At 69.5% G+C, this 16,737-nt stretch carries 10 protein-coding genes; 2 read left to right on the plus strand and 8 right to left on the minus strand.

Annotated elements, in window-relative coordinates; all coding sequences use genetic code 11:
- Positions 1-131 precede the first annotated feature (131 nt).
- Positions 132-1,397, minus strand: coding sequence for an MFS transporter (locus tag IEY61_RS03290; RefSeq protein WP_229705645.1), 1,266 nt, complete (start codon positions 1,395-1,397; stop codon positions 132-134).
- Positions 1,398-1,685: 288 nt separating this feature from the next.
- Between IEY61_RS03290 and IEY61_RS03295 the strand changes: the two genes are divergently transcribed.
- Together IEY61_RS03295 and IEY61_RS03300 are read left to right on the plus strand one after the other, a co-directional pair.
- Positions 1,686-4,427 carry a beta-L-arabinofuranosidase domain-containing protein gene (locus IEY61_RS03295; RefSeq protein WP_189040711.1) on the plus strand — a complete coding sequence of 914 codons (2,742 nt, stop codon included), beginning with the start codon at positions 1,686-1,688 and terminating at the stop codon, positions 4,425-4,427.
- Between the two features lie 441 nt (positions 4,428-4,868).
- Positions 4,869-6,245: a glycoside hydrolase family 10 protein gene (locus IEY61_RS03300; RefSeq protein WP_189040712.1), complete on the plus strand. Its 1,377-nt coding sequence runs from the start codon at positions 4,869-4,871 to the stop codon at positions 6,243-6,245.
- A gap of 112 nt (positions 6,246-6,357) precedes the next feature.
- On the opposite strand, the gene IEY61_RS03305 is transcribed toward IEY61_RS03300, so the two are convergent.
- The 7 genes from IEY61_RS03305 to IEY61_RS03335 all read right to left on the minus strand — a co-directional run bounded on the left by IEY61_RS03305 (position 6,358) and on the right by IEY61_RS03335 (position 16,737).
- Positions 6,358-7,347 (minus strand): LacI family DNA-binding transcriptional regulator, encoded by a 990-nt coding sequence (locus IEY61_RS03305; RefSeq protein ID WP_189040713.1) that lies wholly within the window; start codon positions 7,345-7,347, stop codon positions 6,358-6,360.
- Between the two features lie 526 nt (positions 7,348-7,873).
- A complete protein-coding gene (locus IEY61_RS03310; RefSeq protein ID WP_189040714.1) occupies positions 7,874-9,994 on the minus strand; it encodes a family 43 glycosylhydrolase in 2,121 nt (706 codons plus the stop codon).
- Between the two features lie 432 nt (positions 9,995-10,426).
- Positions 10,427-11,929, minus strand: coding sequence for an L-arabinose isomerase (gene araA, locus IEY61_RS03315; RefSeq protein WP_189040715.1), 1,503 nt, complete (start codon positions 11,927-11,929; stop codon positions 10,427-10,429).
- 27 nt (positions 11,930-11,956) lie between these two features.
- On the minus strand, positions 11,957-12,946 hold the full coding sequence (gene yjfF / locus IEY61_RS03320) for a galactofuranose ABC transporter, permease protein YjfF (RefSeq protein WP_189040716.1): 990 nt from the start codon (positions 12,944-12,946) through the stop codon (positions 11,957-11,959).
- Positions 12,943-14,007 carry an ABC transporter permease gene (locus tag IEY61_RS03325; RefSeq protein ID WP_189040717.1) on the minus strand — a complete coding sequence of 355 codons (1,065 nt, stop codon included), beginning with the start codon at positions 14,005-14,007 and terminating at the stop codon, positions 12,943-12,945. Before IEY61_RS03325 ends, yjfF begins: the two co-directional genes overlap by 4 nt.
- On the minus strand, positions 14,004-15,545 hold the full coding sequence (locus tag IEY61_RS03330) for a sugar ABC transporter ATP-binding protein (RefSeq protein WP_189040718.1): 1,542 nt from the start codon (positions 15,543-15,545) through the stop codon (positions 14,004-14,006). Before IEY61_RS03330 ends, IEY61_RS03325 begins: the two co-directional genes overlap by 4 nt.
- 187 nt (positions 15,546-15,732) lie before the next feature.
- Complete coding sequence (locus tag IEY61_RS03335) at positions 15,733-16,737, minus strand: ABC transporter substrate-binding protein (RefSeq protein ID WP_229705646.1); 1,005 nt, start codon at positions 16,735-16,737, stop codon at positions 15,733-15,735.

Raw genomic sequence — 16,737 nt, forward strand, 5'->3', positions numbered from 1 at the left:
GCGAACCAGTGGTGGGCGTACGGGTCGGCGTTGTAACGCGGAATCTCGCAGCAGCCGCTCCACCTCACCCGTGGCGGTGATCAGCCGGCCCCGCTGGCCGTCGCCGAGCGGCGCGAGCATCGACCAGGCCATCAGGTATTGCCGTTGGCGACAGCCGCTTTTTCTGCCCGGTCAGCCCGAGTTCGAGCGCCCAGGGCGGATGGGGCCAGGGCCGCCAACGCGGCCGTCGCCAGCACAGCGGCACAGCCGTACAGCACGGTCGCGGCTCGCGTGGCCTCGGCGAGCGAGCCGAGCGCGTTCGTCGTGAGCACCAGCGGCAGGTTCTGCACGAGCACGAGCACGGCCTGCACCCGGGACAGGTGGGTGGCGGGTGTGGCGGCCAGTACCAGCGGGCCGACGTGGGTGGCGAACCCGCCCGATCCCAGGCCGGCCAGCAGCCCGGCCGCGATCGCACCGGCCGGGGTGGAGGCGGCACCCAGCGCGGCCACGCCGACGGCAGCCACCAGGAGGCTGGCGACGGCCGCCCGGTGCGGGTCGGCCAGCGCGCCACGCACCAGCACGAGCACCGCGACGCTCGCCGTGCCCAGCGCCAGTGCCGCGACGATCGCGCCGGCGGTCTGCGGCGGCCACGTCCGCTCCTGCGCCAGCAACGGCACCAGCAGCCCGGTGACGGGCAGCAGGAAGCCGGCGGCGACCCCGATCAGCAGCAGCGCGGGCCGCAGCACGGCATCCGACGCGGCGACCCGCAGCCCGTCCAGCGCGGCCCGCCACACCGGTTGCGCCGGCTCCGGCACGCCGCCGTCGTGGCCGTCCACCGCGTAGGGTCGCAGGGCCACCAGGACCGCCAGCAGCAACGCGAACGTGGTGGCGTTGGCCAGGGCCGCCCCGGCGAGCCCGGCCGCGACCAGGACCAGGCTGCCCGCCGCCGGACCGGCGAACAGTGCCAGCTGACCGGCCAGGTTGCGGGCCGACATCGCCCGAGCCAGCCCGGCCGCCGGCACCAGACGCCGGGGCATCGAGCCGGTGCTCGGCAGGTAGAAGGCGTCCACGATGCCGATGGCCAGGGCGGCCAGCAGCAGCGGCAGCCGCGGATCGGCCGACCACCACACGGCGACGGCCAGCACCAGCATGACCACGATCATCACCGCGTCCGAGACCACCATGACGGTCCAGGCGCCGAACCGGTCGGCCACCGCGCCACCGACCAACAGCAGCAGCACCCGGGGCAGGACGATCGCGCTGATCACCAGCGCAGCGAAGCGACCTCCCTGCCCGGCCGCCACCCAGGCCATCGCGAAGGCCATGGTCTGCACGCCGAGCAGGGACAGGGTCGTACCGCCGAGCCACGTCCAGTACGTGCGCGGCAGCGCCGTCCGACTGCCCGTTGTCGCCACCACGAAGCCTCCCTGAGTCGGGCACGCCGGCCGATGTCGGTGAGGTCCCTCGCCGGTGTCGTGCGATCGGCACTGTCCGGCCTCGACCCGGTCGAGGGTCAAGTCGTCGACGGTGCGGAACGGTTTCCCGTCGATGTGTCGCACCGGGACTGCGAGGGTTGCGATGTTGTCAACGGCTGATTATGTTAGCGATAACATCGACATCAGTCGCATTGACCAATGCGGCTGCGTGTGGGCCGGCGCGAGGGGCGGCACCTGGTCGCCCCTGCCCACAGAATCCCGGAGGCCGTCATGCCCAACCCGTCACTCAACCGCCGCCACGTGCTCCAGGTCGCCGGCGCGGCGGCCCTCGCCACCGCGGTCGGCCCCGCCCTGCGCGGCGGCACCGCCAACGCGGCGATCCCGCCTGCCCGGCCCGACCTCGGCGTCTCCGCGTACGCCTTCGACCTGGGTCAGGTGCGGCTGACCGCCAGCCGCTGGCTGGACAACCAGAACCGCACCCTGAACTACCTGCGCTTCGTCGACGTCAACCGGCTGCTCTACACCTTCCGCGCCAACCACCGCCTCTCCACCGGCGGCGCCGCCGCCCTCGGCGGCTGGGAGGCACCCACCTTCCCCTTCCGCACCCACTCCCAGGGCCACTTCCTGACCGCCTGGTCGAACATGTGGGCCGTGCTCGGCGACACCACCTGCCGGGACAAGGCCAACCAGATGGTGGCCGAGCTGGCCAAGTGCCAGGCCAACAACGCCGCCGCCGGATTCAACGCCGGCTACCTCTGCGGCTACCCCGAATCCGACTTCACCGCCGTGGAGAATCGCACCCTGAACAACGGCAACGTGCCGTACTACACGATCCACAAGACCCTCGTCGGCCTGCTCGACGTGTGGCGGCACATCGGCAACACCCAGGCCCGCGACGTGCTGCTGGCGCTGGCCGGCTGGGTCGACTGGCGTACCGGCCGGCTCACCTCGGCCCAGATGCAGGCCATGCTGGGCACCGAGTTCGGCGGCATGAACGCGGTGCTGACCGACCTGTACCAGCAGACCGGCGACGCCCGCTGGCTGACCGTCGCCCAGCGGTTCGACCACGCCGCCGTCTTCAACCCGCTCGCCGCCAACCAGGATCAACTCAACGGGCTGCACGCCAACACCCAGATCCCGAAGTGGATCGGTGCGGCCCGCGAGTTCAAGGCCACCGGCACCACCCGCTACCGCGACATCGCCAGCAACGCGTGGAACATCACCGCCAACACCCGCACGTACGCGATCGGCGGCAACAGCCAGGCCGAGCACTTCCGCGCGCCCAACGCGATCTCCGGGTACCTGCGCAACGACACCTGCGAGCACTGCAACACGTACAACATGCTCAAGCTGACCCGGGAGCTGTGGCTGCTCGACCCGAACCGGATCGCGTACGTCGACTTCTACGAGCGGGCGCTGCTCAACCACCTCGTCGGCGCGCAGAACCCGGCCGACAACCACGGCCACATCACCTACTTCACGCCGCTGCAACCGGGCGGGCGGCGCGGCGTGGGGCCGGCCTGGGGCGGCGGCACCTGGAGTACGGACTACAACTCCTTCTGGTGCTGCCAGGGCACCGGGCTGGAGAGCAACACCACGCTGATGGACTCGATCTACTTCCACAACGGCAACACGTTGACGGTGAACCTGTTCATGCCGTCGGTGCTGAACTGGTCGCAGCGCGGCATCACGGTCACCCAGTCCACCGGCTACCCGGCCAGCGACACCACGACGCTCACCGTCACCGGCAACGCCGGCGGCTCGTGGACGATGCGCATCCGCATCCCGAGTTGGACGCAGGGCGCCACGGTCAGCGTCAACGGCGCCCAGCAGAACATCGCCACCACACCCGGCACGTACGCCGTCCTCACCCGCTCCTGGGCCGCGGGCGACACGGTGACCGTACGCCTGCCGATGCGGGTGATCCCGGAGCCGACGAACGACAACCCGAACGTCGTGGCGCTCACCTACGGCCCCGCCGTGCTCTCCGGCAACTACGGCAACACCGCGCTGTCGGCGCTACCCGCGCTGGCCACCTCCTCGGTCACCCGCACCAGCACCTCAGCGCTCACCTTCACCGCCACCGCCAACGGGTCACAGGTCAACCTGATCCCGTTCTACGACGCGCACGGGCACAACTACACCGTCTACTGGAGCACGGGCGGTCAGACCGGCCCCGCCGGCGCCACGTTCCGCCTGGTCAACGTCGCCAGCGGCCTGGTGCTGGGTATCGAGAACATGTCCACCGCCGACGGCGCCCCGGCGTTGCAGTGGGGCGACAACGGCACCACCGACCACGACTGGCAACTGGTGGTCGACGGCAGCGCGGTGCGGTTCCGCAACGCCAACAGCGGCAAGGTGCTCGGCGTGCAGGACATGTCCACCGCCGACAACGCGCAGGTCCTGCAATGGTCGGACACCGGCACGGCCGACCACCGGTGGACCATCGTGGACTCCGGCGACGGCTCGCACAAGGTCCGCAACGGGCACAGCGGCAAGCTGCTGGCCGTTCTGGGCGGGTCGACCGCGCAGGGCGCCCGGGTGGTGCAGGACTCCGACAACGGCACGCTGGACAACCAGTGGCGGTTCCTTCCCAACGGTGCCCGCCGGATCCAGAACCTGGCCACCGGCCTCGTGCTCGGGGTGCAGAACATGTCCACCGCCGACGGCGGTCTGGTGATCCAGTGGGGCGACACCGGCACCGCTGATCACCTCTGGACCGCGGTCGTCGACAGCGGCGGCTACCTTCGGCTGCGCAACTCGCACAGCGGCAAGGTGCTGGGAGTGGAGAACGGTGGCAGTGCCAACGGCGCCCGCGTGGTGCAGTGGGCCGACAACGGCGCGACCAGCAACCGCTGGCGACTGCGGTACGGCGCGAACGGCTACTTCCGGATCCAGTCCGCCAACGGCGGGCGCGTCCTCGGCGTGCTGAACGCCTCGTCGAGCCAGGGCGCCCAGATCATTCTCTGGGACGACAACGGCGCCGGCGACCACCGCTGGCGGTTCATCTAGGGACAGGTGCGCGGGTGGTACGCGCCCCAGGCGCTGCCCTGGGGGCGTACCGGGCCGCGATCGGAGGCAGCAGGCGGGCGGCATTCAATTCATGACCGTCACTTGAACGTGTTATCGATAACATGTTAGTTTTCTGCCAACGGAGTTACGGGCACACTCCTGCACCGAGGTCGCCGGCCAGCAGGCCGAGGCGGTTCCCGCCGATCATCGGCGACCTGTCCGGGCCGGCATCCGTGAGGCGCCGCGCGCTGCCACGTTGCGCGGAAGGGCCACCTCGACGGTAGGCAGCACCGATTCGTCGCGTGCCAGCCGGCTGCCACGAGTGATCGACACAGCTCAAGGTTGCTTCGGCGCCGACGCGCCACGTCCGCGTCGGAGCGGCCCCGCCGTGCCCGGATCGGGTTCCGCCGTCCCGTCCACCACCACCGGAAGGGCCAGTCGATGAAGGACACAGCCAGCACGGTCGGTGCGCCGAGGCTCCGGCCGCGTACCGTACTGATCTCCGTCGCGGCCGGTGCCGCACTGCTCGCCTCCACCGCGTTGTTCGCGCCCGCCGCCAACGCCGCCGCCAGCACACTGGGCGCGGCGGCGGCCCAGAGCGGACGCTACTTCGGCACCGCCACCAACTCGTCCCAGCTCTCCAACGCCGCCTACGCCACGATCCTCAACCGCGAGTTCAACTCGATCGTGGCCGAGAACGAGATGAAGTGGGACGCCACCGAGCCCCAGCAGAACGTCTTCAACTTCGGCGGCGGGGACCGGCTCGTCGCGCACGCCCGCGCCAACGGGATGTCGGTACGCGGTCACACCCTGGTCTGGCACGCCCAGCAGCCCGGGTGGGCGCAGAGCCTCTCCGGCAGCGCGCTGCGCAACGCCATGGTCAATCACATCAACCAGGTCGCCGGCCACTTCCGGGGGCAGATCCACTCCTGGGACGTGGTGAACGAGGCGTTCGCCGACGGCGGTAGCGGCGGGCGGCGTGACTCGAACCTGCAGCGCACCGGCAACGACTGGATCGAGGTGGCGTTCCGTACCGCCCGCGCGGCGGATCCGAACGCCCGGCTCTGCTACAACGACTACAACACCGACGGCATCAACGCGAAGTCGACCGGCATCTACAACATGGTGCGCGACTTCAAGAACCGTGGCGTGCCGATCGACTGCGTCGGTTTCCAATCCCACCTGGGCACCTCGATCCCCGGTGACTACCAGGCCAACCTGCAACGCTTCGCCGATCTCGGCGTCGACGTGCAGATCACCGAACTCGACGTAGCGCAGGGGTCGAACCAGGCCAGCATCTACGAGCGGGTGACCCGAGCCTGCCTCGCCGTGACTCGGTGCACCGGCATCACCGTCTGGGGCATCCGGGACAGTGACTCCTGGCGGCGCGGGGAGAACCCACTGCTGTTCGACGGCAACGGCAACAAGAAGCCCGCATACCAGTCGGTGCTCAACGCGCTGAACAGCGTCAGTGGGCCGAACCCGACCAACCCGCCGCCGACCACGATCGCGCCTCCGCCGCCCGGCGGTGCCTGCTCCGCGTCGGTGTCGCTGAACTCGTGGAACGGCGGCTTCGTGGCCACCGTCCGGGTCACCGCCGGCAACGCCGCGATCCGCGGCTGGACCGTACGCGTCACGCTCCCCAGCGGCACCACGATCACCGGAACCTGGAACGCGCAGGCCAGCGGTAGCACCGGAACGGTGGACTTCACCAACGTCAGCTACAACGGCCAACTCGGCGCGGGCGCCAGCACGGAGTTCGGCTTCCAGGGCACCGGCACCGGCCCCTCCGGCACCCCCACCTGCACCGCAACCTGACCCACCCCGGCCCCCGGTCAGTTGATCAAGAGGTTTTGGTCAGAAGGAGCTCGAAGCCCGACCAAAACCTCTTGATCGACACGGCCTGGTGCGGGGTCGGGTCGGGTGGGGGTCAGCGGGAGGGGGGTTTGCCGACGCTCTGGCGGGCGACCAGCGCTGGGGCGATGGTCTCGCGCAGGGCGCCGCCGCTGTCCGACTCGATCTGCGCCAGCAGCATCTCCAGGCTCGCCCGGGCCACCGCGCCGAAGTCCGGCCGCACGGTGGTCAACGGCGGTATGAAGTACGCCGCCTCCGGTACGTCGTCGAAGCCGACCACACTGATGTCGTTCGGCACCCGGCGGCCGTGCTCGTGCAGGGCCCGCAGCACCCCGAGCGCGAGATGGTCGTTGGCGGTGAAGACCGCGGTGACGTCGGGCATCCGGGCCAGCATCTGCCCGCACCGGTAGCCGGCCGCGGCCGACCAGTCCGCCGGCACCAACGGCGGAATCTCCGCTCCCGCAGCGAGCAGCGCCGCCCGCCAGCCCTCGATGCGGCCCGCGCTGTCGAACCAGTCGGAGGGCCCGGAAACGTGCCAGACCGTACGGTGGCCGGCGTCGAGCAGGTGCTGAGTGGCGGCCCGGGCACCGGCGGCCTGGTCGACCGTCACCAACGGCATGGGTCGGCGGGGATCACCGTCGACGGTCACCAGTGGAACCTCTTTGGGCAGGCGCTCGAGCGCCTCGCCGGCCGACTCCACCGGCGCGATCACCACGATGCCGGCGACCCGGTGCGCCAGGTGTCGCTCCACCGCCGCGGAGATCGACCGGTGATCGAGGTCACGCACGCTGCCCACGCTGACCGCGAACCCCGCCTCCGCGGCCGTCTGCTCCAGGGCGGCGAGCAGCGACGCCGGCCCGTAGAGGGTGGTGTTCTGCGCCACCACGCCGATCACCTGAGAACGACCGGTGACCAGCGCACGGGCCGCCCGGTTCGGCCGGTAGCCCAGTTCGGCGATTGCCGCCTGGACCCGCAGCCGGGTCTGTTCACGCACGTTCGGATGGCCGTTGAGCACTCGCGAAACCGTTTGATGGGAAACGCCAGCGAGGCGAGCCACGTCCGTCATCGCAGGATCGCGTACGGCCATTTCATACTCCCGCCCGTGGGTCGCCGCGGCCCGTCGACGCTGACCGGAGCGGCCTTGTTTCACGATCCCTCTCGCAACGCCCACGCCCGGTCCGTGCCCGCCGGGTGGCCAGCGCTAGATCACCGACAGTCTACGCCAGCGATGACGTCGATCGCGGACAGGTCGGGCGCGTCCGGCAGTTCGCGCCATGACCGACGCCAATGGGGCAGGCCACGTTCCGGAGGTGTCCCATCGAGGTGCGGCGAAAGGCCGCCTCAGCAGCACGAATGAGCCCGCGCCGCACTTCGCACGGAAATACGGCACGGCCGGTGCCGTATTTCGCACGCACGGCGCGGCCCGTGCCGTGCTCCTCGTGGGAGTACGGCACGGGCCGCGACAGGGTGCGCGGGTGGCGCCGAGTTGGGCGCCACCCGCGCGTCACCGGTGCCCGGTGACCTCCCTCTCTCGGTGGGCGGCGCTGCCGGAGGAGAACGCCGCACCCGTTCCGAGGGCCGCCTGCGCTACGTCACGGCGTGGCCAGTTCGAAGCGTCGCACGGTCACCGCGCCGCCCAGTGCCTGGGTGGCGTGGTTGAAGATCGCGAACCGGTACCCCATGAAGAACGTCCAGTTGTTGTTGAGCGTCAGGGCGTTGCCCAGCGAGACGAAGTTGACCCCGTCGGTGCTGTAGGAGAAGCGCGCCTGCCGACCGGAACCCGGCCTGATGTCGGCGTTGGCACGCAGCCAGATCCGGCCGCCGGAGACCGACGCGCTGGCGATCTCGCTGCCCGTGCTGCTGGTGTCCCAGTTGCTGTTCATGTTCAGCCCGTTGGTCATGACGACCCGGGTCGCCCCGTTGTCGCGCCGGACCCCGATCCAGGCGGAGACGTCGCGCAGCATGGCGAGCCCGGTGCGGTCGCCGTCGCGCATCGTCGAGTAGTCGAGTTCGACGGTCGCCGTGGAGGTCGGCCCCTGGATGCGGTGGGTGATCGTGTTGCGGGCCCGGTAGAGGTCGTTGGTCACCGTGGCGGTCTCCAGGCGCAGGCCGTTGTTCACCGACCACCGGCTGTTGTCCGGGTTGTGGTTCCACTCCCACTGCGGGCCGAGGGTGGTGCCGGCGAACGTCTCGACGCCGGTGAGGGGCTTGACCGGGCGCAGCGGCAGCGGGTTGGGGTAGTTCACACCCCAGGCGCCGTTGACCGTCTGCACCTGGGGCCAGCCGTCGGCGGTCCAGGTGATCGGCGCCAACGTCGGCACCCGCCCGCCCGGGTACGCGTCGGTGAAGGCCATGTAGTACCAGGCCCCGTTCGGGGTCTGCACCAGACCACCCTGGTGGGGCACCCCACCGCCGGAGATCGGGCCCTGCATGTTGAGCAGCACCTGCCGCTGCTCGTACGGGCCGAAGGGTCCGTTCGTGGACTTCAGCACGTACTGGCCGTTGGCGGGGCGGGTCAGCCAGATGTAGTAGGCGCCGTTGCGCTTGTAGAAGCGGGCACCCTCCAGGGTGCCGATGCTCGACGGGGTCTGGTACACCTGCTGGGCCCGCACCTGGCTGCGCCCGTCGGCGGAGAGCTGGGCCACGCTGATCGTGCCGTTGCCGTACGCGACGTACATGGTGTCGTTGTCGTCGACCAGCAGGCCGGCGTCGTAGTAGCAGTTGGGGATGGTGGCGTGCCGGCTCCACGTGCCGTCGACGGCCGAGGCGGTGTAGATGTGGGTCTGGGAGAAGTCAATGCAGCCGGCCCAGTAGTACGTCCGGTTGCTCTGCCGGTAGCCCAGCGTGGAGGCCCAGATGCCGTCCACGTACGCCTGTTGTCCGGCGGGAAGGTCGTACTTGGTCCCGAAGTCCAGCCGAGGCACCGAGTGCCCGGCGAACTCCCAGTTCACCAGGTCCCAGGAGCGCAGGATCGGTGCGCCCGGCGAGTAGTGCATCGTGGAGGCCGTCATGTAGTAGACGTCCCCGACCCGGATCACCTCGACGTCGGCGAAGTCCTGCCAGACCACCGGGTTGGTGAAGTTGCCACCGGGGTTGGGCGGCGGTGTCGTCGTCGGCGGCGGCGTGGTGGGGTTGGTCCCGCCGTCGACGCGGACGAGTTGCCACTGCTGGTTGTTGCCGTTCCAGTCGTCGTACTGCACGATGTTGCCGCCGTCGGCGGTCGAGGCGTTCTGTACCTCCACCACCTTGTTGCTGTTCCGGTTGATCAGTCGCACATAGCCGCCGGCCGAGTCGGCCAACCGGAACTGCTGATTCGTCCCGTTGCCGTCACTCCACTGCACGATCGACGCGCCGTTGGCGGTGGAGAAGTTGTAGACGTCGAGCACCTTGCCCGAGTGCCGCGACCGCAACCGGTAATACCCACCGCCGGAGTCGACGAACTGCCACTGCTGCCAGGCGCCGTCATTACGCGCCCACTGGGTGATCCGCGCACCATCGTTCGTCGCCCGGTTGTAGACATCCAACACCTTGCCGCTGTTGCGATTCACCAACACGTACCAGGCATTCGTGTCCACCGTCGCCGCCACCGCCGGCGAGGTCGCGACCGCCGCCAGCGCACCGCCCACCATCAGCGCCACCACCGCGGCGACGACCCGCGGCAACCAGCCGCGCCGACCCGGCGCAGGCCGTGCAATCCCGTCCAAGGTAGCCATGATCTTCCTTCCGGAACGAGGTGCCGTACGACCACCGGCGCGTTTTCGTCCGCGGGGCGACACGCGTCGCCCGCCGACGAGCGGCCATGTGATCGCTAACAGAGCTTCCCTGCCCAAGGGAGGCGCAGACCCGGTATCTGCTCCGACGCGGCGTCGACGGCCCGGCCAGCCTCAAATATCGCCCAACGTCACTATCGACTGTGAGCGATAACAGGCCGTTAGTCAAGACGTAAGTCCACACGAGCGGCGAGCGGCGGAGCGGCCCATCGGAGGCCCACCGCTGACGGGGCGACGCCGACGGCGCCGGGGGGAAGGAGATCAGTGGCGTGGCGGGTGGGGTGGCGGGCGCGCCGGCAGATCGCGGGCGCGCGGGCGTGCGGCCGCCGGGCCGGGTCCGTCGAGGTCGGACCCGGCCCGGCGGCGACGCCGCGGTCAGAAGCCCCGGGCGAGCCGGTAGTACGCCTGGTTCCAGCGGAGCTCGTCGGCGAAGCGGCGGAGGTTCGTGTCGGCGTCGATGACCACGAGTTCGGTGCGGGCCATCTCGGCGAGGTCGTGCAGCTCCTCCACGCCCACCGCCCGCGACAGCACGGTGTGGTGCGGGGCGCCCGCGGTGATCCACGCCTCGGACGAGCCGGCCAGGTCCGGGCGGGGCCGCCACACGGCCCGAGCCACCGGAAGCCGGGGCAGCGGCTGCGGCGGCGACACCACGTCGACCTCGTTGGCGACCAGCCGGAACCGCTCGCCCATGTCCGCCAGGCCGAGCACCACCGCCGGGCCGGGCTCGGCGTCGAAGACCAGCCGGACCGGGTCCTCCCGGCCCCCGATGCTCAACGGGTGGATCTCCACGTTTGGCACGTCCGCGGCGATCGTCGGACACACCTCGAGCATGTGGGCGCCGAGGATCAACTCCGCGCCCGGGGTCAGGTCGTAGGTGTAGTCCTCCATGAACGAGGTGCCGCCCTCGGCACCGGCCGACATCGCCTTGAGGGTGTGCACCAGCACGGAGGTCTTCCAGTCCCCCTCCCCGCCGAAGCCGTACCCGTCAGCCATCAACCGCTGCACGGCGATGCCGGGCAGTTGCCGCAGCCCGCCGAGGTCCTCGAAGTTCGTGGTGAAGGCCCGGAAGCCGCCGGCGTCCAGGAACGCGCGCAGGCCGAGTTCCTGGCGGGCCGCGTACCGCAACGAGTCGTGCCGCTCGCCGCCGGGGCGCAGCTCGGCGGCGACGCGGAAGGTGTCGTCGTACTCCTTGACCAGGTCGTCGATCTGGGCGTCGGCGACCTCGTCGACCACCCGGACCAGGTCGTTGACCCCGTAGGTGTTGACCGAGACCCCGAAGCGCAGTTCCGCCTCGACCTTGTCCCCCTCGGTCACCGCGACGTCGCGCATGTTGTCGCCGAAGCGCGCCAGACGCAGCGAACGCATCGCCGACCAGCCGATCGCCGCCCGGGTCCAGGCGCCGACGCGGGAGGCGACGCGCGGATCGGTGACGTGCCCGGCGACGGTCTTGCGGGCCACCCCGAGCCGGGTCTGGATGTACCCGAACTCCCGGTCGCCGTGGGCGGCCTGGTTCAGGTTCATGAAGTCCATGTCGATCTCGTCCCACGGCAGCAGGACGTTGGCCTGGGTGTGCAGGTGCAGCAGCGGAGTCTGCAGCGCGTCCAGGCCGGAGATCCACATCTTCGCCGGCGAGAAGGTGTGCATCCAGGCGATGACCCCGATCGCGCCCTGCGCGGCGGCATCCCGGCATACCTGCAGGATGTCGGCGCTGGTGGTCAGGACCGGCTTCCAGACCACCCGGGCGGGGATGTGCGGCGACTCGTCGAGCAGGGCGGCGATCTGACGGGACTGCTCGGCGACCTGCCGGAGGGTGTCCTCGCCGTACATCGCCTGGCTTCCGGTGAGAAACCAGACCTCGGGTTCAGGGTGTGTTGCCATGGGAGTTGCCTTCCGCGAGAGGGGCGGTCACTTGTAGCGGATGCCGATGAGACGCTGGAACAGGATGAACGCGAAGAGTAAGCCTCCGATCACGATTTTGGTCCACCACGAGCTGAGGCCGCCATCAAAGGTGATCAACGTCTGGATCACACCGAGCACCAGCACACCCAGCACCGTGCCGAAGATGTAGCCGGAGCCTCCGGTGAGGACGGTTCCTCCGATCACCACCGCCGCGATCACGTCGAGTTCCATGCCGACCGCGATCAGCGGCGCCCCGGAGAGCGTGTAGAAGGAGAGCAGGATCCCGCCGATCGCCGAGCACAGCCCGCTGATCGTGTAGACGGCGATCCGGGTACGCGCCACCGGCAGGCCCATCAGCAACGCCGACTGCGGGTTGCCACCGATCGCGTACACGTTCCGGCCGAGCCGGGTGTACGCCAGCACGTACGCAGCGACCAGGACCACCGCGAAGGCGATGAGCACACTGGCCGAGACGAAGTTGCCCCGGGGATCGCCGATCCGGTACTGCGACATCGTGGTCCAGAAACCGTCGGTGATCGGGATCGAGGCGTCGCTGATGAACGTGCACATCCCACGGGCGAAGAACATCCCGGCGAGGGTCACGATGAACGGCTGGAGATCGAAGAAGTGGATCGCGCAGCCCATCAGGAACCCGAGCGTCGGCCCGATGAGCAGCGCGATCACCAGCACCAGCAGCGTCGGTAGACCCGACTGGAGCAGCCATGCCGAGACCATCGCGGTCATCGCGACCACCGAGCCGACCGACAGGTCGATGCCGCCGGTGAGGATCACGAAGGTCATCCCGACCGCGACCACGAGGAGGAAACCGTTATCGATGAAGACGTTGAAGATGACCTGGATGTTGGAGAAGGCGCGGTACTGGGACACGCCGATGCCGTACATGACCAGCAGCAGGGCGAGGGTGACCAGTACCGGCACGTGCCGCCGGGGCAGCCGGGCCCAGCTCGGGCCGGTGGTCAGCGAGGTCGAGGTCACGCCGGCACCTCCTCCTTCTGCCGCTGAGGCGACGGGGTTGGCGGGGGCGGGGTGCCGCGCCCGCGACGGCTGAACTTGGCGCGGAAGGCCGGCGCCTGGATGAGGCAGACGGCGATGACGACCACGGCCTTGAACAGCAGCGCCGTCTGCGGGGAGATGTTCATGGCGTACACCGTCGTGGTGAGGGTCTGGATGATCAGGGCACCGAGGATGGTGCCGCTGAGGTAGAACCGGCCGCCGGCCAGGGACGTGCCACCGATGACGACCGCGAGGATCGCGTCGAGTTCCACCCAGAGGCCGGTGTTGTTGCCGTCGGCGCTGGAGACGTTGGCGGTCATCATGAAGCCGGCGATGGCGGCGCACGCGGCGCTGACGACGTAGACGAGGAAGACGATCCGCGCCGACCGGATGCCGGCCAGACGACTGGCCTCACGGTTTCCGCCCACCGACTCGACGATCATGCCGAGGGCGGTGCGGCGGGTGAGCCCCGCGATGAGCAGGGCCGCGCCCAGCGCGATGAAGATCGCAAGGGGCAGGGTCAGGAAATGACCCAGACCGATGGCGCGGAACGGGCCGGAGTTGATGGTGATGATCTGACCTTCGGTGACCAACTGGGCGAGGCCCCGGCCGGCCACCATGAGGATGAGCGTGGCGATGATCGGCTGGATGCCGATCACGGACACCAGGACGCCGTTCCACGCGCCGAGCGCGAGCGCCACACCGAGCGCCATGGCGAGCGCGGTGAACACGGTGACCAGATTGTTCTGATCCGGCGCCCGACTGATGTAGAGGCAGGCGATCGCGCCACTGATGGCGCAGGTCGAACCGACCGACAGGTCGATACCGCCGGTGGAGATGACCAGGGTCATGCCCAGCGCGACCAGGATCAGGGGTGCGCTCAGCCGGAGGATGTCGATCGGTGTGCCGTACAGGTGGCCGTTGTTGACCTCGATGCTCAGGAAGCCGGGTCGGTAGACGGTGTTGGCCACCAGCATGACCACGAGTACGGCGACCGGCCAGAACAGCCGGTGATTCAACATGGACTTGGCACGCTCGCTCATCGGGTCGCCTCCTCTCGTGGGGTACCGCTGGCGATGGTCTGCATGACGCGGTCGGCATCCACAGTGTCGTCGTTGCTGAGCTGCGCCACCATCTCCCGGTCGCGCATCACCGCGACCTTGTGGCTCAGCCGCAGCACCTCCTCCAGCTCGGCGGAGATGAACAGCACGGCCATGCCGCCGTCGGAGAGCTGCGCCACGAGCTTCTGGATCTCGGCCTTGGCCCCGACGTCGATGCCGCGGGTCGGTTCGTCCAGGATGAGCAGGCGGGGCTCGGTGATCAGCCAGCGGGCCAGCAATACCTTCTGCTGGTTGCCGCCGGAGAGGTTGCGCACCGGCACGTCGGGGTTGGCGGGCCGGATGCTCAGCGCCTTGATGTACTGCTCGACCAGTTCGTCCTGGCGGCGCCGCGGAATCGGGCGCAGCCAGCCGCGCGAGGCCTGCATCGCCAGGATCATGTTCTCCCGGACGCTCAGGTCGGGAATGATCCCCTCCGCGCGGCGGTTCTCCGAACAGAACCCGATGCCGCGCTCGATGGCCTGCACCGGGTTGCGCAGGCCGGCCGGTTTGCCGCTCACCGCGACCTCACCCCGGTCGGCCCGGTCGGCGCCGAAGAACAGCCGCGCCACCTCGGTGCGACCGGAGCCGAGCAGCCCGGCCAGGCCGACCACCTCACCGGCGTGGATGGTCAGGCTGAACGGGGCGACCGCGCCCTTGCGGCTCAGCTGCGAGACCTCCACGAACGGGGTCCCGTCCTCCAGCGCCGCCAGATCCCGTCGGGAGTGCTCCTCGATCCCCTCGAGGACGTCGAGTTCCTTACCGATCATCTTCTCGACCAGGGCGAGCTGCGGCAGTTCGGCGGTCGGGTACTCGCCGACCAGCGTGCCGTTGCGCAGCACGGTGATCCGGTCGGCGATGCCGTAGACCTGGTCGAGGAAGTGGGTCACGAAGAGGATGGCGATTCCCTCGTCGCGCAGCTGACGCATGATCCGGAACAGCTGCGCCACCTCGCCGGCGTCCAGGCTGGAGGTCGGCTCGTCCAAGATCAGCACCTGGGCCTGGACGTCGATCGCGCGGGCGATGGCGACCATCTGCTGCACCGCCAGCGAGTAGCTCGCCACCGGCGCGGTGACGTCGATGTCGAGGTCCAGCCGGGCCAGCAGCTGCCGGGCCCGTCGCCGAACCTCGCCCCAGTGCACGGCGCCGAAGCGGCGGGGCTCCCGACCGATGAAGATGTTCTCCGCCACCGAAAGGTTCGGGCAGAGGTTGACCTCCTGGTAGACCGTGCTGACCCCGGCCGCGGACGCCTGCATCGGCCCGCTGAAGGCCACCTGCTCCCCGCTCAGGGTGATGGTGCCCGCGTCGATCCCGTAGACGCCGGTCAACACCTTGATCAGGGTCGACTTGCCGGCGCCGTTCTCGCCCATCAGGGCGTGCACCTCGCCGGGGAAGAGTCGGAAGTCGACGTTGTGGAGTGCGCGCACCCCGGGAAAGGACTTGCTGATCCCGGTCATCGTCAGGACCGGACGGCTATCCGTCATCCCATGAAACCTTCTTCTGGGTTCTATCGATACGGATGGGCCACGACACTTCCGTCGCGTCCGCCCGGTCGACCCGTGGGTCGACCGGGCGGACGTGGCACAGGTTGTCGGGCCAGGCGCCCAGTCCGTCGGGAGGTGGGCGGCGCGCCGGGGCCGCCACATTCAGCGCGGCGACCCCGGGCGTCGGTCAGTACTTGCGGTTGGGCAGGGCTTCCTTGGCCTGCTCCTGCGTGAAGGTGGTCTCCTCGGTCTCGATCCGCGGCGCCACCTCCTCGCCGGCGTGCACCTTCTTGGCCAGCTCCATCAGCTGTGGCCCGAGCAGCGGGCTGCACTCCGCGATGAAGTTGAACTTGCCGTCGGCCAGGGCCTGCATGCCGTCCTTGACCGCGTCGATGGTGATGATGGTGATGTCCTTGCCGGGCACCTTGCCCGCCGCGGTGATCGCCTCAAGGGCACCCAGACCCATGTCGTCGTTGTGCGCGAAGAGCACGTCGATCTTCGGGTGGGCCTTCAGGAACTGCTCCATGACCTGCTTGCCGCCGGCCCGGGTGAAGTCACCCGACTGGGAAGCGATGACCTTCAGCTTGGGGTCGGCCGCGATCGCCTCGGCGAAGCCCTGCTTGCGGTCGTTGGCCGGGGCCGAGCCAGTGGTGCCCTGCAACTCGACGATGTTCACGTCACCGGTCGCGGCCTTCTTCTCCTCGACCAGCCACTCCCCCGACAGCCGGCCTTCCTTGACGAAGTCCGAGCCGAGGAAGGTCTTGTAGAGCGACTTGTCGGCCGAGTCCACGGCGCGGTCGGTCAGGATCACCGGGATGCCGGCGTCCTTGGCCTCCTTGAGCACGGTGTCCCAACCGGACTCCACCACCGGCGAGAAGGCGATCACGTCGACCTTCTGCTGGATGTAGTTGCGGATGGCCTTGATCTGGTTTTCCTGCTTCTGCTGGGCGTCGTCGAACTTCAGCTCGAAGCCTGCCTCGGCAGCGGCCTCCTTGATGGAGTTGGTGTTGGCCGTCCGCCAGCCGCTCTCCGCACCGACCTGGGAGAAGCCCAAGACGATCTTGTCGTTGCCGCTGTCGCCTCCTCCTCCGGTGTCGCTGTTGCCGCAAGCGGCAACGCTGCCGGCAAGCAGTACGGCGGCGAGAGCCGCGACGGCGCGCCGAGGCGCGAGGGACATTCGCATGTTTCTCAT

Source organism: Micromonospora sonchi, assembly GCF_014646235.1.
GTDB lineage: Bacteria > Actinomycetota > Actinomycetes > Mycobacteriales > Micromonosporaceae > Micromonospora > Micromonospora sonchi.